Raw genomic sequence first — 19,324 nt, forward strand, 5'->3', positions numbered from 1 at the left:
TGCGGATGAGACGGATCGGTGGCTCTCGAAGACGTGAAGTTGTCGTCGGTGGTTGCGAAGGAATCTCGGCGGTGTCACGCATGGGCATGGCCTCCCTGGAACGTGAGGGCGAGAGGCCTGGTGTGCAAGAACGTTCGCAGCGTCCGAGCCTCGACTTGGATCACAGCCTCGATCGGCCGCGGAGGCCGGCCGGGGACGTGCTAGCCTGCCTTCGGTGAAGCTCCGTGAGGCGCGCCGGCGCTTGCCGGTGGTGGAGTCGCTGCCGCCGAGCCGCGGACGCCGCGTGTTGCCGCCGCCGCGGGGCGCGGTGCAGCGGCCGGCGCTGGCGGTGTGGGAGTTCACGCGCGCTTGCGACCAGCGCTGTCAGGCGTGCGGGCCTCGCGCGGGGATCGCGCGGCCGGACGAGCTGACGACCGACGAGGCGCTGCGGCTGGTCGACGAGCTGGCCGAGCTGGGCGTCGGCGAGGTGGTGCTGATCGGCGGCGAGGCGTATCTGCGCGCAGATGTTCTTTGGGTCATCCGGCGGATCCGCGAGCGCGGCATGACCTGCTCGCTGACCACCGGCGGCCTCGGGCTGACGCGCACGCGCGCCGAGGCGCTGGTCGAGGCGGGCATCGAGCTGGTGTCGGTGTCGATCGACGGGCTCGAGGCCAGCCACGACGCGCTGCGCGGGACGCCGGGCGGCTGGCGGCGCTGCTTCGAGGCGCTGCAGCACTGCCGCGAGGCGGGGGCGCGGATCGCCGCGAACACGCAGATCAACCGCCTGACGTGGCGCGAGCTGCTGCCGCTGTGCGACCGGCTCGGCGAGGCCGGGATCGGGGCATGGCAGATGTTCTTGACGATGCCGCACGGCAACGCGGCCGACCGCCCCGAGCTGCTGCTGCAGCCATTCGAGCTGCTCGAGCTGTTCCCCGAGATCGACCGCGTCATCGCCCGCTGCGCGGGCCACAAGATCCACTTCTGGCCCGGCAACAACCTCGGCTACTTCGGGCCGCTGGAGCGCAAGATCCGGCGCCTGCAGCAGGACGACGGCCACTACAAGGGCTGCTCGGCCGGGCGCACCGGGCTCGGGATCGAGGCCGACGGGACGATCAAGTCGTGCCCGAGCGTCGGCGGGGCCGTCAACGCCGGCGGCAATTGGCGCGACCACGGGCTGCGCGCGTTGTGGGAGCGGGCGCCGGAGCTCCGCTACGTCGAGCAGCGCGGGGTCGATTCGCTGTGGGGTTATTGCCGCGAGTGCTACTACGCCGACACGTGCATGGGCGGGTGCACGGCGATGAGCGAGCCGCTGCTCGGGCGGCCGGGCAACAACCCCTACTGTCATCACCGCGCGCTCGAGATGGACCGCATGGGCCTGCGCGAGCGCGTCGAGCAGGTCGCGGGCGCGAGCGACGAGGCGTTCGCGCACGGGCTGTTCCAGGTCGTGCGCGAGCCGAAGGTCGCGGGCGCGGTGCCGGTGGTGATCGAGGGGCCGCGCACGGGCCGGGAGGTGGCGTTCTTCGGGCCGGGGACGCCGCGCGAGGTGGAAGAGCGCGGGGAGTGACAGCGACGAATGACGGCGGGCGATTAGGATGTGTCCCTGAGGACATGTCCTTCGGGGGGGGCGCGCGGAGAGCGTCACACGGCCGGCGGCAAGGCGCTGGCGATGGCGACCTGGCGCTGCGGCTCGCCGAACACGCTGCCGGGGAGCAGGAGGACGCGGTGCGTGTGCAGCAGCTCGCGGGCGTCGCCGGCGACGCCGACGAGGTAGCCGCGGTCGACCGGGACCGGCGCGAGGCCGCGGGCGCGCAGGCGGTCGATGCATTCGCTGCGGCGGACGTCGATCGCGGCGACGAGCGCGGCGGGGAGCCCGGCGTGGTCGGTCATGAGGCGCGCGGCGAGGTGCAGCTGGGCCTGGCCCGGCGCGGCGGCGCGGAACAGCGGGCCGAGGTGGTCGAAGTCGCGGGCGGGCAGGTGGGCGACGCCGAACACGCCGGCGTGCAGCCAGCCCTTCGACAGTGAATCGAGGTAGAGCACCTGGCCGGTGTCGAGCAGCTCGAGGGTGGCGCGATCGAGGCGAGCACCGAACGCGTAGACGCCGTCGACGACGAGCCGGCGGTGCGAATCGCGGCCCAGCCAGGCGACGAGCGCGGCCCGCTCGGCGGCGTCGAGGCGGCGGCCGTGGAGCTTGAGCGGGTCGGGGAGGACGAGGGCGGCGACCTCGGCCCTGGTGGCGTGATCGAGGACGGCGTCGATCGCCAGCTCGGGGAATGTGGGCACCCCGATGGTGGTCACGCCGGCGGCGCGGGCGAGCTCCCAGTAGACGGGATAGACGTCGGTGGGCAGCGCGAGGCGGCGGCCGGCGGCGGCCATGTGGGCGAACAGCAGCGAGAGGGCGTGGCGGACGCCGCTGCAGATCATGGCCGTGCGCGCGGCGGTAGCCGGGAGGCCGCGGAGCTCGCACCAGGCGCGCGCGAGGTCGCAGCGGTGGAGCTTGCGCGGCGGCTCGACGAGGTCGAGCTGCGGGCGCAGGTCGCCGAAGGCGCGGGAGATCCGCGTCTCGCACAGGCGCTCCACGTCGGGCTCGCGGACGGCGGCGCTCCAGGCGATGAACTCGGGAAAATTCACGCGGCCCCCCGATCGACCTGGGCGAGGGTGACGGCGCTGGCGCGATCTTCGAGCGAGGCGAGGCAGGTGTGGTCCGACATGACGTTCCAGCTGCGGGCGAGGCCGTGGGTGCGCTCCCAGAACAGGCTGGGCTCGGTGTACGCGGCCACGCGGATGTCGCTGCCGGCGATCGTGCCGGCGTAGACGGGGGCGCCCCACGGCAGCCGCTCGCGCTCCGCGAATTCGCGCCCGCGCGCCCACTCGTGCACGCGCGCGAGCGGGACCTGGTGAGCGGCGCTGTACTGATTGGCGCTCAGCGAGTGATAGACGGACTCGTGGCTGGTGGAGACGTAGAGCTCCTTGAAGCAGACCTCGCGCACGCCGCGGGCGGCGGCCCATTGCACGTAGGCGTCGATGTCGGCGACCGACTCGACGCCGCCGCGCTGGAGCACGCAGATCAGGCGGGTGCGCAGGGATGAATCGGCGGCGACCTCGAGGACGCGCTCGGTGTGGGTGGCGAGGTTCATGCGCGCGGCGTTGACGGCCTCGTCCCAGTGATGGCGCGAGACGGCCAGGACGCCGAGGCCCGCGGCCGCGAGGTCGGCGATCCAGGTCCGACGCTCGGCGAGCGACTCGCCGGCCAGGCGCACGCCGTTGGTGATCAGCACGACCTTGGCGAATTGCTCGCGGCAGGCGGTGACGAGCGCGAGGAGGCGGTCGCGCGCGAGCAGGGTCGGCTCGCCGCCGCCGGTGATCACGGCCCGACCTGCGCCGCGCCGGCGGGCGGCGCGGAGCCACCGGGTGGCGAGCTCGAGGTCGACGCGACCGCTGGTCTGCTCGGCCGAGACGGAGGCGTCGGAGAAGCAGAAGGCGCAGGCGGCCTGACAACCCTTCGCCACGGGGAGGAAGGAGATCGATCGCGGGACGAGCTCCTCGTAGGCGGTGAATCGGGCGGCGTGCAGGGCGAGCGCGCGGGCGGTGGCGTCCTCGACGGTGATCGCGGCGCCGAGCTGGCCGTCGCCGTCGATGGCGAAGATCCGCCGCACCGGCAGGTCGCCGGACGGCCACACGCGGCCGAGGCCGTTGCGCTCGTTGACGCGGAGCTGGGCGGCAGGCAGCCGCGCCTCGAGGGCGACGAGCGCGTCGCCGGGCAGGGCGAGCCGCGCGAGCAGTCCCCTGGCCTTGCGGACGCCGATCGCCAGCTCGTCGGCCGCGAGCACGTGCACGACGTCGGGGTAGGTGCTCTCGGGGATCAGCGACTTGCGGTAGCGACGCTGGTACTTGTCGAAGCCGCGCGCGAAATTGCTGAGCGTGACGACGTGATAGACCGTCGCGCCGGAGATGACGCTGTCCATGACCGGCGGCACTCTACCACGCGGGACGACGCCGGCCAGTCGCGCACGACGGCACGAAACCGCCCGCGATCACAGCGAGGCGAGGAACAGACAGCCGGCGATCCACAGGCCGCCGGCGAGCATCCACAGCGTGCAATAGCCGATGATGTCGCGCGCGCGCACGCCGGTGATCGCCAGCAGCGGGACGGCCCAGAACGGCTGGAGCATGTTGGTCCACTGATCGCCGTAGGCGATGGCGAGCAGGGCGTGGGTCGGATCGACGCCCCGCTCGAGCGCGGCGCTCATGACGATCGGGCCCTGCACGGCCCACTGCCCGCCGCCGGAGGGGACGAAGAGGTTGAGGACGCCGGCGGAGACGAAGGTCAAGGTCGTGAACGCGCGCGGGTCGGCGGCCGCGAACACGCCGGCGAGCGCGGCGGCGAGGCCGGTGCCCTTCATGACGCCCATGATCCCGCCGTACAGCGGGAACAGCAGGAGGATGCCGGCGCAGGCGCGGGCGCCCGCGTCGCAGGCGCGCACGAGCGCGTCGGGGCGGCCGTGGAGGACCAGCGCGAGGACCCACAGGGCGAGGTTGATGGCGTTGAGGTCGACGCCGCCGCTGCCCTCGAGGGCGAACACGAGGGCGGCGGCGGCCGGCGCGGCCAGGGCCCACACGACCAGCGGCGAGCGCTCGATGCGGTCGAGGGCGCCCTCGGGGGGCAAGGCGGAAGGGACATGTTCCTCGGGACCTGTCTCGGAGGACGTGTCCGAAGGGGACGGTGACCCGCCGCCCGGCGCCGGCTGGGGATCGGGGTCGGCGCCCTCGGCCGGGGTGAGGGCCATGAACACGAGCGGGGCCAGCAGCCACAGGCCGACGGTGACGACCAGGTTGAGGCCGCCGAACAGGCTGTGGCCGAGGGCGATCGGGCCGACGCGGGCGGCGAGGTCGGGGCCGAGGACCTCGGTGAGGTCGGCGAGGGTGGTGGCCTTGAGCGGGGCGGTGCCGGACAGGCCGCCGTGCCACACCATCATGCCGGCGTAGCCGGCGGCGCACAGCAGCGGGTAGTGCAGGGCGAACTTGCGGCGCCGGGCCTCGTCTCCGGCTGTCCTTGCGAACATGGCCCCGCAGACAAGTCCCAAGGACCAGTTGAGAAGGCAGAGGGTGCATGAGACGAACGCGACCAGGCCGACCAGCGCGCGCGGGCCGGAGGCGAGGCGGGCCAGCGCGTGCAGGCCGCGGCGCACCGGCGGGGCGGCGGCGAGGGCTGTCCCGAGGGTCAGCATGAGGCTCATCTGCCCGGCGAAGGCCAGCAGCGACCACAGGCCGCCCGGGGCGCTCCACATGCGCACGACGTTCACGAGGTCGGAGGGCCCGCCCCCGAGAGCGAGCGCGCCGGCCACGAGGGTGACGACGGTCATGGCGACCGCGACGACGAACGGGTCCGGCGTGAAGCGACCGAAGCCACGACGCACGGCCAGCCCGAGGCGGACGAGAGGCGGGAGGCGAGGCACCGCCGACGATGTTAACCCTGCACGGCGAATTGTGGGACGGGCATCTGCCCGGTGACCGTGGTTTCGCGGACGGGTATTCTCGGCCGCGCATGGACGGGCTGCCGTTACCACCTCTGCTGCAGACGCTGCTCGACAGCGGCCGATGGCCCCGCACGGCGAGCGAGGCGCTGCGCCAGAACTCGGCGCCCCGGGCGAGCCAGGAACGCGTCCGTGCGCTCGCACCGGAGGAGGACGGGCTCTATCTGGCGCCGCCTCCGTTCGCCACGGTCCGCTCGCTCATGGCCAGGCAACCGTTCTGGAGCGACCCTGAGGCCGATCCACGCGGCATCGATCCGGACCTCGCGCTGGTGCTCGGTGACTTCGGTCTCGGCTCCGACGCGCCGATCCTGCTCGATTATCGTCTGGACGCGAGGCAACCGCGGGTGCTGCGACTGCGATGGTCGTGGAGCGAGGGGAATCGCTGGATCGTCGCCGCTCCGGACTTCGCCGGCTTCGCGGCCGCGCTCGGCCTGTAGCGGCGCGCGCGAGATGTCTCGAGGGACAGGTCGTGGCGGCGATCAGAAATGGCGTGACGCGCATCATCCCGGCGGGACGACGAGCGGCTCGATGCGGGCCCGCAGGTCCGCCGGCAGCTCGACGGGGCGGCGGAAGGTCGGGCGCTGCGGGTCGAGGTCCATGACGACCGAGACGGTGGCGCCGGTGAGGCGGACCGGCGCGTCGGAGTCGCCGAAGGTGCGCACGCGGTAGGCGAAGCGGATCGACGTGCGGCCGAGGCCGACGACCCGTTGCTCGACCGCGATCTCGTCGCCGAAGGCGCAGGGGATGGCGAAGTCGGCCTCGGTGTGGACGGCGGGAAACCCGAGCCCGCGGCCGCGGATCATCTCGGCGTAGGGGAGCTCGAGCACCTCGTCGAACCACGTCTCCATCGCCTCGTGGAAGAAGTGGAAGAAGCGCGGGAAGTAGACGATGCCGGCGGGGTCGCAGTCGCCGAAGCCGACGTGGACGCGGTGGACGTGCACAGGATCGGGTATAAGCCCGGGCATGCCTCACGTCGAATACCACGCCGAGGGCGGCGTCGCCCAGCTCACGATCAACGTCCCGCCCGCCAACTGCTACTCGTACGCGATGATGCAGGACCTCGACGCGGCGATCCTGCGCGCCCGCTTCGACGCCGAGGTGCACGTGATCGTGGTCGTCGGCGCGGGCGAGAAGTTCTTCTGCGCCGGCGCCGACATCCGCATGCTCAAGGGCGCCGACCCGACGTTCAAGTACAACTTCTGCCTGCACGCCAACGAGACGATCGCGCGGCTCGAGCAGACGCCCAAGCTGGTGATCGCGGCGCTCAACGGCCACTGCGTCGGCGGCGGCCTCGAGGTCGCGCTGGCCGCCGACCTGCGGATCGCCCGCCGCGGCGCCGGTCAGTGCGGGCTGCCCGAGGTGGCGCTCGGGGTGCTCCCAGGGACAGGTGGCACGCAGCGACTCACGCGCCTGATCGGCAAGTCGGCGGCGATCGAGCTGATGGCCGAGGGCCGGACGATGGACTTCGACGAGGCGCAGCGGCTCGGGATCGTCAACAAGGTGTTCGACGCGCCGAGCGCCGCCGACTTCGTCGGCCAGGTCCGCGAGTACGCCAAGCGCTTCGTGCCGCCGGGCAAGGCGTCGCTGGCGGTCGGGCTGCTCAAGCGCGCCTGCCAGACGGGCGGCGAGCTGAGCCTGCTCGACGGGCTGACGCTCGAGCGCGAGCTGCAGCAGCGGCTGTTCCAGAGCAGCGACGCGGCCGAGGGGCTGGCGGCGTACGTGGAGAAGCGGCCGCCGCAATTCACCGGGCGCTGAGACCCTCCGCGCGCGCGGGCGCCCTCGTCCGCGCGCGCTCGTCGATCGCGGAGCGTCGGCGCCTGCACTCACCTGGCCGAAGAGCCATGTGGCACGGGCCGGCGGCCGCGACCGCGCGATCCTAGGTCTGGGGCTCGTTGCGAGCGCCGCGCGCCGGCGGCCACTCGATGCCGAGCTTGATGATCCGCCGCTTCAAGGCGTGGCGGGTGATGCCCAGCAGGTCCGCAGCGCCGACGATGTTGCCGGCGGTGTTGAGCGCCTCGGAGCACAGGCGCCGCTCCGCGGTCTCGAGGTTCAGGTCTTCAAGGATGAGCTGCGGCAATTTCCTCTCTCCGGTGTGTCAGGGCCTATACCACCCCGGCCTTCGCTCTTGGAGATCAAGGTCGCGCACGAGGAGGCGAGGCTCATCACCCGAACGGGGCCTCGATCGAACCGGCCCGCGGGCCGAATACCTCCGGCTCTCCCTCGGTGATGGCGACGATGTCCTCGAGTCGCACGCCGAGTTCACCAACCAAGTAGACACCTGGCTCGTCGGACATGGTCATGCCGGGCGCGAGCAGGTCCCGGTTGCCGCGCACGAGGTACGGGTCTTCGTGGGTCTGCAGCCCGATGCCGTGGCCGAGTCGATGCGTGAAGCGGCCGTAGTCGTTGCCGTAACCGGCAGCGGCGATCGCGGCGCGCGCCGCGGCGTCGGCGGCCTCGCACGACCGCCCCGGCCGCAGCTCGGCCAGAGCGGCCGTCTGTGCGCGATGGACCGCCTGCCACGCGCGCGCCTGCGCCGAAGAGACAGGTCCGAAGGGCCATGTCCTCGTGACGTCGGACTGGTAGTCGTGGAGCGCCCCGCCGGCGTCGACGAGCACCAGCTCGCCGCGAGCGAGCCGCTTCTCGCCGCGGGTGCCGTGGGGGAACGAGGCGTTGGCGCCGAACAGCACCAGCGCCCACGTGTCCGTGAGGCCAGCCGCGATCTGGGCCGCGTGCACGAGTCCGGCGAGCTCTCCTTCGGACATGCCCTCGGAGACATGCGCGGAAACGGCCCTCAGCGCGGCCTTGGTCGCCTCGTTGGCGCGCCGCAGGAGCGCGAGTTCGCTCGCGCTCTTGATCGTCCGACAGCCGCGCAGCACCGGCGTGGCCGGAGCGATCTCGACCTCGCAGGCCGCGCGCGCGCCGTCGACGATGAAGTGGCGGGTCCAGGGATCGACGCCGAGCTTGCCGCCGCCGACGCCAGTTGCCCGCAGCGCCTCGGCCAGCCGCTCGTACGGCGATTCGTGCTCCTGCCACAGGTGCTGGGCGAGGTCCTCGCCGGCCCGCTCGCGCAGGGTCCTCGACTCGAAGGCCGGCGCGATCACGGCCCCCGGTCCGCGCGCGGGCAGCAGGTAGAGCATCGGCCGCTCGCTCCGCCCCCAGCGGATGCCGGTGAAGTAGACGAGCGAATCACCTGGCTCGAAGAATATGGCGGAAAAGCCATGCTCCTGCATGAGCGCCTGGGCCCGCTCGCGCCGGCGCGCCCGCTCGTCGGGGCCGATCGGGGCGAGGCCGTCGCACATGCCGGCGAGGGCGGCGAAGCGGTCGTCGCCGGGGGTCACGGGCGGAGCGGCCGGAGCGGAGGAACAACATGACCCAAGAGACAGGGCAGCGAGCGTGCCGGTGACGAACGCGCGACGGTGCACGCGAGGAGTGTAGCCCCCGGACTGCAGGCGCGCGCGCCGTCGCGGCGGTCTGGAGAGGTTGTCCTCTTCAGATCACGCACGGGCCGTACGTTCGCCGTCCCCCTCGCGGACGCTGTGGGCGGCAACACCGCTCTTGTCCCCAAAGGTCGGGGCACAGGTGGCCCCCAGCGCGAAGCGACAGATGGCGGCACGCCCCCCGCGGCGCCCGCGAGGGGGCCTGAACAGGGGCGCATCGGTCGCTCCGTGCAGGCGTGACGGTGTCAGATTCGCGGGGCGCAGGTGACCCGGCGCGATGCGAAGAGCTGGCGGGACGGGCCTGCGGCGCAGCGAATTCGGTCCGTGCATCTTGTAACAGTGTCACATTCGCGGGTCGCCCATAGAGCCGCGGTCACGAGGCGCGTGTCGTGGCTCGCGTTCGACAATCCGATAGCGCCGGCGCGCCGATGCGACTGTGACGAGAGGGGCTATCCATTTGCTCAGCAGCGCGCGCTCGCCGGCTGGCGAGATCTCGCATGAGCTCGAGCCGGAGTTCGCCGCGCCGGCGCCACCGGAACGGCGTGGCCCTCAGGGCATGTCCCCGAGGACATGCGCATTCGGCCAGCTCGGTGTCAAGGTTTGCGGGCCTGCGGGTGCTCGTCGTACCAGGTGCGGATCGACTCCTGGGTGAGCTCGACGACGAGGTCGGCGGTGCCGACCTTGACCTGGCAGCCGAGGCGGCTGTAGGGGCGGACGTCGAAGCCCATGTCGAGGCGGTCGCTCTCGGCGTCGGACATCTCGGGCAGGGCGGCGAGGCCCTGGCGGACGTAGCAGTGGCACGAGGAGCAGGCGCACACGCCTCCGCAGGCGGAGCCCATCATGATGTCGTGGCGTTCGGCCAGGTCGAGGAGGGTCTCGCCGGGCTCGGCCTCGACGACCTTGGTGCCATGGGGGCCGATGAAGGTGACGGTCGGCATGCTTGTTCAGGGCTCTTCGGGTTCGAGCAGCTCGGGGGTGTGGCCGGCCCGCTTCTCGTGCAGGGCTTCGTCGTCGGCGAGCGCGCGCTCGATGTCGTGGAGGCTCTTGCCGGCCATGCCGGCGTTGAGGGCCCGCTCCATGCGGCGGCGGGCGAACGGCTCGCTGACCTTCTCGAGCGCCGTGCGGGCGCGGTTGAGCGGGTCGGCGAGGGCGTCGGGGTCGGCCATCGCGGCGTCGGCGGCGGCGAGGGCGGCCTCGAGGCGGGCGCGCTCGTCGTCGGGCAGGAGCTCGCGCAGGTGGCCGACCTCGGCCAGAGCTGTCCGCAAGGCCAGGACGACGCGGCCGAGCTCGACCCGCGCCTCGGCGGCGTTGCGGCGGGCGTAGTCGTCGCCGGCGTGGTCGAGGCTGTCCATGACGAGGCGGTCGACCTCCTCCTCGGACAGGCCGTAGGTCGGCTTGACCTCGACCGACTGGCGCACGCCGGTCATCAGCTCGCGCGCGGAGACGGTGAGGAGCGCGTCGGCGTCGAGTTGGAAGGTGACCTCGACGCGGGCCATCGACGGCGGCAGGCGCGGGATGCCCTTGAGGTCGAAGCGGGCCAGGCTGCGGCAGTCGCGGGCCAGCTCGCGCTCGCCCTGGACGACGTGGATGACCATGCCGGTCTGGTGCTCGGCGTAGTTGGTGAACACCTGGCGCGCGGCGATCGGGATGGTGGCGTTGCGCGGGATGATCTTCTCGACGATCCCGCCCATGGTCTCGAGGCCGAGCGAGAGCGGGACGACGTCGAGCAGGGTCACGCCCTCGCGCGCGGAGCCGCTGAGGATGTCGGCCTGGATCGCCGCGCCCCAGGCGACGACCTCGTCGGGGTCGATGTCGGCCAGCGGCGGGCGCTTGAACGCCTCGGCCACGAGCTCGCGGACCTTCGGCACCCGCGTCGAGCCGCCGACCAGGACCACGCCGTCGAGCTCGGGCGCGCGCAGGCCGGCGTCCTTGAGCGCCTGGCGGCAGGCGCGGAGGGTCCGCTGGGCCAGCGGCTCGATCAGCGCCTCGAACTCGCCGCGCGTCAGCTCGAGCTCGGGCAGGCCGGCCAGGGTCACGCGCGTGACTGTCTCTTCGGTCAGGCGCTCCTTGGCCGCGCGCGCGGCCAGGCGCGCGCCGTCGAGCTGGTGGCGCGAGGGCTCGGCAACACCTGACTTTTTAAGCAGGTGAGCCGCGAGCGCGCGATCGAAGTCGTCGCCGCCGAGCGCGCTGTCGCCCCCGGTCGCCAGCACCTGGAACACGCCCTTGTGCAGGCGGAGGATCGAGACGTCGAAGGTGCCGCCGCCGAGGTCGTAGACGGCGAACAGGCCCTCGCCGCCGCGGTCGAGGCCGTAGGCGAGGGCGGCCGCGGTCGGCTCGGCGAGCAGGCGGTAGACCTGGAGGCCGGCGATCCGCCCGGCGTCGCGGGTGGCCTGGCGCTGGGCGTCGTCGAAGTAGGCCGGGACGGTGATGACGGCGCCGTCGCACGGCTCGCCCAGCTCGGCCTCGGCCCGCAGCTTGAGCTCGCGCAGGATCGCCGCCGAGACCTCGGTCGGGGTGACGCGGCGCGGGGCGTCCGCGCTGCCGATGTCGAGGCGGAGGAGGCCGGGTGTCTCTTCGGACAGGTGGTACGGGTGGGCGAAGGTGATGTCGGCGAGGCCGCGGCCCATCAGCCGCTTGACGCTGCTGACCACCTGCGCCGGGTGCTCGGCCTGCAGCGCCTGGGCGGCGCGGCCGACCAGCGGCGGATCGGCGGTGTAGGCGACCACCGAGGGCACCAGGCCGCTGCCCGAGCTGTCCCGAAGGACACGTGGAGCGGCGCCGTGGGGGGCGAGGGCGACGAGGCTGTTGGTGGTGCCGAGGTCGATGCCGATCCCGCGGCCGGGGCGGCGCTGGGCGCGGCGCTGGTCGGTCGGCTCGGCGATCTGGAACAGCGCGCCGGTGTCGTGGATGGAGACGCTGGTCATGGGGCGCTGGCTTCGGTCTCGTCGAGGAAGCGCTGGAAGTAGCGGCGGGCGACCAGGTGCTCGGCGGCGCGGCGGAACTCGCCGGCGTCGAGGGCCGCGATCGCGGCGTCGAGGGCGGCCTCGCTGCGGGCGTCGACGTCGTCGCGCAGCGCGTCGAGCCCCGCGGGCCCGCCGTCCTCGAGGCGCTCGCGCAGCTCGATCATCTCGAGCAGGAACTCCTGGGTCGGGTGGGGCGCGCCGCGCTCGGGGTCGGTGCTGTCGAGGTCGAGGCCGCCGAGCTTGACGAGCGCCTCAGCACGCAGCACGGGGTCGCGCAGGACGCGATAGGCGGCGTTGACGGCGCTGGCGCGCTCGACCGCGGCCCGGCGGGCCGCCGTGCCCTCGCCGACGACGTTGTCGGGGTGAGCCGCGCGCGAGAGCTCGAGGTAACGCGCCTCGATCGCGTCGCGGCCGACGGTGTGGCGGCGCGGCAGGTCGAACAGGGCGAATGGGTCGGTGTCCGCGGACATGGCGGCCGTGCCAGGCGAGGAGGTCGAAGAGGACAGGTCCGAGAGGACAGGTGCTCAGGGAAAGGTCGAATCGGACAGGTCGGATCGGGCAGGTCGAATCGGACAGGTCCGAGACGGAGTCAGAAGGAGATCGACTCGCCGCAGCCGCACGCGTCCTTGGTGTTGGGGTTCTTGAACTTGAACCCGTGGCCGCGGATGCCGGTCTCGAAGTCGACCTCGGTGCCGTCGAGGTAGAACAGGCTCTTGGGGTCGACGACGACCTTGACGCCGTCCTGCTCGACGACGAGGTCGTTGGCGCGCGGCGGCTTGTCCTCGAACTCGAACAGGTACGAGTAGCCGGTGCAGCCGCCGCCGCGGATGCCGAGGCGGATGCACGCCTGCGGGGTGCCGCGGCGGGCGAGCTGGTCGCGCATGACCTTGGCGGCGCGCGAGGTGACGGTGAGGCTGGGCATGACGGGGATCAGTGGTCGGAGTCGCCGGCGGGCCCGGCGGCGGCGCCCTGCTTCTGCTGGAAGTCGCGGATCGCGGCCTTGATCGCGTCCTCGGCGAGGACGGAGCAGTGGATCTTGACCGGCGGCAGCGACAGCTCCTCGGCGATCTGGCTGTTCTTGATCTGCATGGCCTGGTCGACGCTCATGCCCTTGACCCACTCGGTGACGAGGCTCGAGCTGGCGATCGCCGAGCCGCAGCCGTAGGTCTTGAACTTGGCGTCGGTGATCACGCCGTTCTCGACCTTGATCTGGAGCTTCATGACGTCGCCGCAGGCGGGCGCGCCGACGATGCCGGTGCCGACGCTCGCGTCGCCCTTGTCGAGGCTGCCGACGTTGCGCGGGTGCTCGTAGTGGTCGATGACTTTGTTGCTGTACGCCATGGCGTCTCTCTTCGCGCGTAGTGATTGGGCCCGGAGGGCCCGGAAGTCAATCAGTGCGGGGTCCACTCGATGGTGCGCAGGTCGATGCCCTCCTGCACCATCTCCCACAGCGGGGACATGTCGCGCAGGCGAGCGACCTCGCGCGCGATGAGGTCGGCGACGAAGTCGAGCTCCTCGCGGGTGGTGAACCGACCGATGGTGATCCGCAAGCTGGAGTGCGCCAGCTCGTCGTCGAGGCCCATGGCCCGCAGGACGTAGCTCGGCTCCAGGCTGGCCGAGGTGCAGGCCGAGCCGGAGGAGACGGCGATGTCCTTGAGTCCCATGAGCAGGCTCTCGCCCTCGACGTAGGCGAAGCTGATGTTGAGGGTTCCGGGCAGGCGATGCTCGAGCGAACCGTTGACGATCGCGTGCGGGATCTCCGTGACCAGGCGCCGGCGCAGGTGCTCGCGCAGCTCGAGCACGTGCGCCGATTCGCCGGCCAGCTCCTCGCGCGCGAGCTTGGCCGCGTAGCCGAAGCCGACGATGCCCGGGACGTTGAGGGTGCCGGAGCGGGTGCCGCGCTCGTGGCCGCCGCCGTGGATCTGCGGGGCGATCCGCACGCGCGGCTTGCGGCGGCGGATGTACAGCGCGCCGACGCCCTTGGGCCCGTAGAGCTTGTGGGCGCTGAGGCTGGCGAGGTCGATGTGCATGGCCTCGACGTCGACCGGGACCTTGCCGAACGCCTGCACGGCGTCGGTGTGGAACAGGACGCCGGCCGCGCGGCAGACGGCGCCGATCTCGGTGACCGGGTTGATCACGCCGGTCTCGTTGTTGGCGAACATCAACGAGACGAGCGCGGTGTCGGGCCGGAGCGCGGCGGCGACCTGCTCGGGGGTGACGCGGCCGTCGACGCCGACCGGCAGGTAGGTGACCTCGCAGCCGTGGCGCTCGAGGTGCTTGCAGGTGTCGAGGACGGCCTTGTGCTCGGTGACCGCGGTGACGAGGTGCTTCTTGCCGCTCTCGGCCAGGTACTCGACCACGCCCTTGATCGCGAGGTTGTTCGACTCGGTCGCGCCGGAGGTGAAGGTGATCTCCTTCGGGTCGGCGTTGAGGGTGGTGGCGATCTCGCGGCGGGCGGCCTCGACGGCCTCCTCGGCCTGCCAGCCGAACACGTGCGTGCGGCTGGCGGCGTTGCCGTAGCGGTCGCTGAAGTACGGCAACATGGCCTCGAGGACACGCGGGTCGACGGGGCAGGTGGCGGCGTAGTCGAGGTAGATCGGGCGCTTGGCTGCTTGTTGGGTCATGGGAAGGTCCCCTCGGCGTCGGTGGGGGCCGTGTGCTCGGCGGACCGGGCCGCGTAGTCGGGCCGGGCGACGAGCTCGGGGTTGGATGTCCGCGCGGACAGGTCAGGCGGGGATGTCCGCGGGGACATGTCCATCGCGCACGGGCGGGCCGCCGGCGGGTCGCCGTTCGGCTTGCGGTGGATGCCGACCACCAGCGACGGCGTCGGCTCGTCGCTGCGGCGCTCGCTGATGCAGTTGGTGCACGCGTCCGGCTTGGCGGGCTCCTGGCACAGGCGGCAGCCCTCGAGGTAGGCGAGACTCTCGGACAGGTCGCGCTCGAGCTGCAAGAGCCGGGTGACCTGCGCGCGGGTGTCGTCGAGCTTGCCGCGGAACAGCTCGCGCACGCTGTTCATCGCCTCCGGCGCGGTCTGCGAGGCGGCCACGGTGTGGAGCAGGCTCTGGATCTGCGGCAGGCTGAAGCCGATGTCCTGGAGCTTGGTGATCCAGTAGACCCGCGCGACCTCGTCGGGGCCGTACAGGCGGAAGCCGCCCTCGGTGCGGGCGCTCGGGACGAGCAGGCCCATCTCCTCGTAGAGGTGGAGCGCTCGCGGGGTCTTGCCGGTCTTGCGCGCGAGCTCGCCGATCTTGATCCGGCCAGGCTTGGTGATGCCGGCGGCGGGCGCGAGCGTGGGCTTGGCTTCGCTGATGCTCATGAGGCCCTCGACCTGATGCACGATTTCGTGCGGGAGGAAAGTATCTCTCACGTATACGTAAGAGTTGAGGTGGTGGGGAAAAACTGACACGCGCGCGCTTCGCTGTCAACCGCCGTTTCACGCGAGAAGACGCCCGGGAAAAGGCCAAGGGCGACCGCGGAATGGCTGGGCCTGTCCGCGATCGCCCGATGGTTGTGGGCTCCAATTTGACGTGCGCGTGCGGGTCCGGGATGAGTTCGGGGCGGAGCCGCGCGCGCCGCGTCGTCACTCCTGGCGACCGACGCGCTTCGGCTTCCCGGTCTCGACCTTCGAGGCGTCGATCTTGATGCCGCCGGTCGTCGGGGTCTCGGCCTTCGGCTCCTCGGCCTTCGGAGTCTCGGCCTTCGGCTCCTCGGCCTTCGGCTCCTCGGCCTTCGGGGTCTCGGTCTTCGGGGTCTCGGCCTTCGGGGTCTCGGTCTTCGGGGTCTCGGCCTTCGGAGTCTCGGCCTTCGGCTCCTCGGCCTTGGGCGCCTCGACCACCGGGGGGGTCGCGATCGCGTCGCCGGTGCCCGTCATGCTGGCCGGCGAGAACACGGCGTACGCGGCGGCGGTGGCCATCAGCAGCGCGGGGGCCGAGCCGCCGATCAGCGCGCCCGGGCCGCCCTGGCCGGCGCGGGTCTGGTAGGCGGAGATCCGCGGCGAGTTGGGGTACTTGGCGGCGAGGTCGGTGAAGGCCTTGACCGGGTCGGCGCTGGCAGCGGCGGCGAGGGCGGCCTTGCCCTCCTCGTCGGTGGTGTTGCCGATGGTCTGGACGGCGAAGTGGATCACGCCGGCGTTCTGGTGCTCGCTGACCCACATCGTGGTGCTCGACACCGGAGCGACCACGGCGAGGGCGGAGCGCGCGTTCGCGGGGCTGTAGCCGGGCACGCTGGCCAGGGCGCCGTCGAGGAGCCGGGTCAGCGCGGGGCTCTGCAGGCCGTCGAGCGGGATGTGGCCGACGAAGCCGACCTCGCCGGCGCGCAGCGACTGGGCCAGGGCGGGCGGCAGGGCGGCGATGGTGGCCTCGCTGTCGGCGGCGGCCTTGACCAGGCCGACCGACTTGGCGTCGGCGCCGACGACGGCGGCGAGGGTGCCCTCGGCCGGGAACACCCAGGCGTCGAGCGAGAGGCCGAGCTGCTCGGCCAGGGCCTTGGCCTGCGGCACGCCGCTGGCGCCGAAGTGCAGCGCCTTGACCTTGTCTGGCCCGACGGACACGTTCTCGGCCTTGAACGAGACCTTGCTGCCGGGGACGTCGGGGATCGGCTTGTTGTGGATCATCGGGCTGCCGAACGCGACCGCGAGGTCGGCCAGGGGGGCCAGCGAGGAGGTGTCGCTGAAGCCGAAGCGGGCCTGGAGGGCGGCCGGATCGGCGCTGCCGCCGAACAGGATCTCGCCGGTGAAGGCGCCGACGGTGGCGCTGAAGGGCGGCGGCACCTCGCTCAGGCCCTTCTTCTTCAACTCGTCGAGGTCGAGCTTCATCCACATGAAGCCGGTCCCGGGAGGGGCGAAGCGCAGCAGGTCGGCCTGACCCGGGGCGAGGGTGGTGAACATGTCCTTGGCGTCGGGCGGGGCGCTGACGTGGAGGGTCGCGCCGCCGGCCGGGTTGTCGAGGCCAAAGTGGACGTCGCCGTCGGCGACGTAGCCGAAGAACGCCAGGTCGTCGACGGCGACGGCCGGCAGCGCGGCGTTGAGGCGGGTGCGGGCGGTCTTGCCGTCGGCCGGCTTGTAGGCGGCGATGGTCGCCTGGTCCTTGGCGCAGGTGACGTAGCCGGGGCGGGTCGCGACCGCCTGACAGACGGCGGTGGCGGCGTCGGGGATCTTCAACGCGGCCAGCAGGCCCTGGGCGGCCTCGGCGCTGCTGGCGGAGAAAGTCACGACGGTGTCGTCGCCGCCGCTCAGCGAGGTGCTGGTGACGACGATGCCGCGCGCGAGGTCGGTGCCGGCCTTGGCCAGCGCGGCCTTGGCGTCGGCGACGCCGTGCTTGAACAGGGCAAAGTTCTCCGTCAGCGTCGAGACCTTGTCCGGCGAGGTGGCGGTGACGAGGGTCGTGAGCGGCTGCTCGAAGGTGCTCGCGGCGGTCTCGGCGAGGGCGAGGAGGCTGTCGGGAGCCTTGAAGACGACGTACGAAGCGGTGCCGTCCTGGACGAGACCGAGCAGTTCGTCGACGGTGGCCGGGCCGGTCGGCGCGGCCGGCGCCGGAGCGGTCGGGGCGGCCGGCGCCGTGGCCCCGGCCGGGGCGTCTGTCTTGGTCTCGGCGGCCTTCTCTGACGAGGTGACTTGATTGCACGCGACCAGCAGCACCAGCGTGCTCAGAGAGAGGGACAGGCGGGGGTTCGACATGCGGCGCAGGATAGCGAAAACCGGGGTGGGTGTGTGACATGTGTCGCGCGATGTCGCGCGCGGCCATGATGTCGTCCCGCGTGCGACCCAGGACCGGCCGTGCGATGCTCCGCGCGTGCTTCGCCCGTACTCCACCGGTTTTCTCCTCGCCTGCGTGACGGCGTGCGGCGATCCTGGGCCCTCGCGCCTGCAACAGCGGGAGCAAGCCCCGGTGCCCGAAGTGGCCCCGCCGGCGTCGCCGACGCCGGTGGGGGCGAACGGCCCCGCGGCGAAGGCCGATCCAGCGGCCCCGACGACGCCGCCGCCACCGTCCGAAAGGGCCGAGATCCACCTGTCCCTCAAGGAAGGTTCGACCTACCGGGTGACGACGATCGGCAACATCCGCTTCGGCTCGCTGGTCCAGCCGACCGGGTTCGCCCGCGAGGAACGACTGACGCTCACGGACTGCGACGGCGAGGGCTTCACCCGCGCGTGCACGCTCGAGCACCGCTACGTCAACTTCGAGGCCGAGCCGCCGAACGGCAAGTTCCTCGTCAACGACGAGAAGGCGGTCGACCAGCTGGTGACGAGCCACCGCCTGCTGGCGACCGGCGAGCGGCCGGGCAAGACGACGGTCACGGGGCCGAAGGAGCAGGCCGACGGCAAGGCCGGGCAGGCGCTGGTCGACGCCAACCGGTTCTTCTGCATCCGCTTCCCCGAGGAGGCGATCGGCGTCGGCGCCAAGTGGCGCTCGAAGTGCCAGATGCGCTCGGGCGGGGTGGTCGACACGCGCGACGTGCTGTGGGAGCTGACGAAGCTCGAGCGCGACCCCGAGACGGGGATGCGGGCCGAGCTGACGTACGTCGGCCAGTACACGGCGCCGGGCGCGAAGACGTCGGTGCAAGGGGTGGTCCGCGGGACGCTGTTCTTCTTCGTCGACGCCGGCGAGCCGCACCTGCTGCGCGAGGAGTTCACGACCGCGACCGACACCGCCAGCAAGTACGTGACGCACTCGACGCTGGCGTACCAGTTCGTCAAGCTGGTCCCGGGGCCCGAGGGGAAGGAGATCGCGGTGCGCGTCGACGGCAAGCCGCTGCCGGAGGCGCCGGCGATGAACGCCCCGCGGCCCGAGGCCGCGAGCGGCGAGGCGAGCGGGGTGAAGGCAGAGGTCGGCGCGACGAAGGGGGACGGCGCGCCCGGGGCGACGGCCGGGGGTTGAAGGCCGGGCCGGGCCGGGCTACGAAAGCCCGGCATGCCGATCCAGCGCCTCAGCACGCCCGAAGCGATCGCCAAGGTCGCGGCCGAGCCCGACCTCGTGCACCTCGATGTCCGCAGCGTCCCCGAGTTCGAGGCCGGCCACGCGCCGAACGCCTACAACATCCCGCTGATGCACATGGGGCCGGCGGGGATGGTCCCGAACCCCGAGTTCGCGGCCGAGGTCCAGGCCCACTTCGGCAAGGACACGCCGATCATGGTGTCCTGCAAGGCCGGCGGCCGCTCCGCCCGCGCCGCCGCGGTGCTCGAGGGGCTCGGCTACACCCGCCTGCTCGACCAGGTCGGCGGCTGGAGCGGCGGCAACGGCGACGGCGGATGGGTCGCCGGCGGCGGGCCAGCCGTGACGACGACGCTGCCCGGGCACGACCACGCGTCGCTCAAGCGCTAGCGCCGGCGCAGGCAGCGCTGAGGGACATGTTCTTGTGGACATGTCCTAAAGGGCGGGCGCGCCGTAGGAATGGACATGTCTCATCGGACAGTTTAAAA

At 72.3% G+C, this 19,324-nt stretch carries 19 protein-coding genes; 5 read left to right on the plus strand and 14 right to left on the minus strand.

The window, feature by feature from the left end:
• The first annotated feature begins 214 nt into the window (after positions 1-214).
• Positions 215-1,543, plus strand: a complete 1,329-nt coding sequence (locus K7C98_RS38185) for a radical SAM/SPASM domain-containing protein (RefSeq protein WP_224196839.1) — start codon at positions 215-217, stop codon at positions 1,541-1,543.
• 74 nt (positions 1,544-1,617) lie between these two features.
• Here the strand turns inward: K7C98_RS38185 and K7C98_RS38190 are convergent, their stop codons facing one another.
• From K7C98_RS38190 to K7C98_RS38200, 3 genes are all read right to left on the minus strand, one after another.
• On the minus strand, positions 1,618-2,607 hold the full coding sequence (locus K7C98_RS38190; RefSeq protein ID WP_224196841.1) for a pyridoxal phosphate-dependent aminotransferase: 990 nt from the start codon (positions 2,605-2,607) through the stop codon (positions 1,618-1,620).
• Positions 2,604-3,941 carry a radical SAM protein gene (locus K7C98_RS38195; protein ID WP_224196845.1) on the minus strand — a complete coding sequence of 446 codons (1,338 nt, stop codon included), beginning with the start codon at positions 3,939-3,941 and terminating at the stop codon, positions 2,604-2,606. Before K7C98_RS38195 ends, K7C98_RS38190 begins: the two co-directional genes overlap by 4 nt.
• A 69-nt stretch (positions 3,942-4,010) precedes the next feature.
• Positions 4,011-5,432 (minus strand): TIGR00366 family protein, encoded by a 1,422-nt coding sequence (locus K7C98_RS38200; RefSeq protein WP_224196846.1) that lies wholly within the window; start codon positions 5,430-5,432, stop codon positions 4,011-4,013.
• An 8-nt stretch (positions 5,433-5,440) separates the two neighbouring features.
• On the opposite strand from K7C98_RS38200, the gene K7C98_RS38205 reads away from it, so the two are divergent.
• Positions 5,441-5,947: a hypothetical protein gene (locus K7C98_RS38205; RefSeq protein WP_224196847.1), complete on the plus strand. Its 507-nt coding sequence runs from the start codon at positions 5,441-5,443 to the stop codon at positions 5,945-5,947.
• 63 nt (positions 5,948-6,010) lie between these two features.
• Here the strand turns inward: K7C98_RS38205 and K7C98_RS38210 are convergent, their stop codons facing one another.
• A complete protein-coding gene (locus K7C98_RS38210; protein ID WP_224196848.1) occupies positions 6,011-6,451 on the minus strand; it encodes an acyl-CoA thioesterase in 441 nt (146 codons plus the stop codon).
• Between the two features lie 22 nt (positions 6,452-6,473).
• Between K7C98_RS38210 and K7C98_RS38215 the strand changes: the two genes are divergently transcribed.
• A complete protein-coding gene (locus K7C98_RS38215; protein WP_224196849.1) occupies positions 6,474-7,265 on the plus strand; it encodes an enoyl-CoA hydratase/isomerase family protein in 792 nt (263 codons plus the stop codon).
• Positions 7,266-7,386: 121 nt separating this feature from the next.
• On the opposite strand, the gene K7C98_RS38220 is transcribed toward K7C98_RS38215, so the two are convergent.
• The 10 genes from K7C98_RS38220 to K7C98_RS38265 all read right to left on the minus strand — a co-directional run bounded on the left by K7C98_RS38220 (position 7,387) and on the right by K7C98_RS38265 (position 17,584).
• Entirely contained in the window at positions 7,387-7,587 is a 201-nt protein-coding gene (locus K7C98_RS38220) for a helix-turn-helix domain-containing protein (RefSeq protein WP_224196850.1), read from the minus strand.
• A gap of 85 nt (positions 7,588-7,672) precedes the next feature.
• Positions 7,673-8,932 (minus strand): M24 family metallopeptidase, encoded by a 1,260-nt coding sequence (locus K7C98_RS38225; protein WP_224196851.1) that lies wholly within the window; start codon positions 8,930-8,932, stop codon positions 7,673-7,675.
• A gap of 608 nt (positions 8,933-9,540) precedes the next feature.
• Positions 9,541-9,885 (minus strand): 2Fe-2S iron-sulfur cluster-binding protein, encoded by a 345-nt coding sequence (locus K7C98_RS38230; protein ID WP_224196852.1) that lies wholly within the window; start codon positions 9,883-9,885, stop codon positions 9,541-9,543.
• A 6-nt stretch (positions 9,886-9,891) separates the two neighbouring features.
• A complete protein-coding gene (gene hscA / locus K7C98_RS38235; protein ID WP_224196853.1) occupies positions 9,892-11,871 on the minus strand; it encodes a Fe-S protein assembly chaperone HscA in 1,980 nt (659 codons plus the stop codon).
• Positions 11,868-12,380 carry a Fe-S protein assembly co-chaperone HscB gene (gene hscB / locus K7C98_RS38240; RefSeq protein ID WP_224196854.1) on the minus strand — a complete coding sequence of 171 codons (513 nt, stop codon included), beginning with the start codon at positions 12,378-12,380 and terminating at the stop codon, positions 11,868-11,870. Before hscB ends, hscA begins: the two co-directional genes overlap by 4 nt.
• A 119-nt stretch (positions 12,381-12,499) precedes the next feature.
• Positions 12,500-12,832 (minus strand): HesB/IscA family protein, encoded by a 333-nt coding sequence (locus K7C98_RS38245; protein WP_224196855.1) that lies wholly within the window; start codon positions 12,830-12,832, stop codon positions 12,500-12,502.
• An 8-nt stretch (positions 12,833-12,840) separates the two neighbouring features.
• Positions 12,841-13,251 (minus strand): Fe-S cluster assembly scaffold IscU, encoded by a 411-nt coding sequence (gene iscU / locus K7C98_RS38250; RefSeq protein WP_224196856.1) that lies wholly within the window; start codon positions 13,249-13,251, stop codon positions 12,841-12,843.
• Between the two features lie 50 nt (positions 13,252-13,301).
• Positions 13,302-14,534, minus strand: coding sequence for an IscS subfamily cysteine desulfurase (locus K7C98_RS38255; protein ID WP_224196857.1), 1,233 nt, complete (start codon positions 14,532-14,534; stop codon positions 13,302-13,304).
• Positions 14,531-15,226, minus strand: a complete 696-nt coding sequence (locus K7C98_RS38260; protein WP_224196858.1) for a MerR family transcriptional regulator — start codon at positions 15,224-15,226, stop codon at positions 14,531-14,533. Before K7C98_RS38260 ends, K7C98_RS38255 begins: the two co-directional genes overlap by 4 nt.
• Before the next feature lie 264 nt (positions 15,227-15,490).
• Positions 15,491-17,584, minus strand: coding sequence for a hypothetical protein (locus K7C98_RS38265; protein ID WP_224196859.1), 2,094 nt, complete (start codon positions 17,582-17,584; stop codon positions 15,491-15,493).
• A 115-nt stretch (positions 17,585-17,699) separates the two neighbouring features.
• Here K7C98_RS38265 and K7C98_RS38270 point away from each other — a divergent pair, with 115 nt between their 5' ends.
• Both K7C98_RS38270 and K7C98_RS38275 read left to right on the plus strand, forming a co-directional pair.
• Entirely contained in the window at positions 17,700-18,782 is a 1,083-nt protein-coding gene (locus K7C98_RS38270; protein ID WP_224196860.1) for a hypothetical protein, read from the plus strand.
• Between the two features lie 33 nt (positions 18,783-18,815).
• The gene (locus tag K7C98_RS38275) at positions 18,816-19,226 is read left to right on the plus strand and encodes a rhodanese-like domain-containing protein (RefSeq protein WP_224196861.1); all 411 of its coding nucleotides are present in this window, start codon (positions 18,816-18,818) and stop codon (positions 19,224-19,226) included.
• The last annotated feature ends 98 nt before the right edge of the window (positions 19,227-19,324 follow it).

Source organism: Nannocystis pusilla (genome assembly GCF_020073745.1).
In the GTDB taxonomy this organism is placed as follows: domain Bacteria; phylum Myxococcota_A; class Polyangia; order Nannocystales; family Nannocystaceae; genus Nannocystis; species Nannocystis radixulma.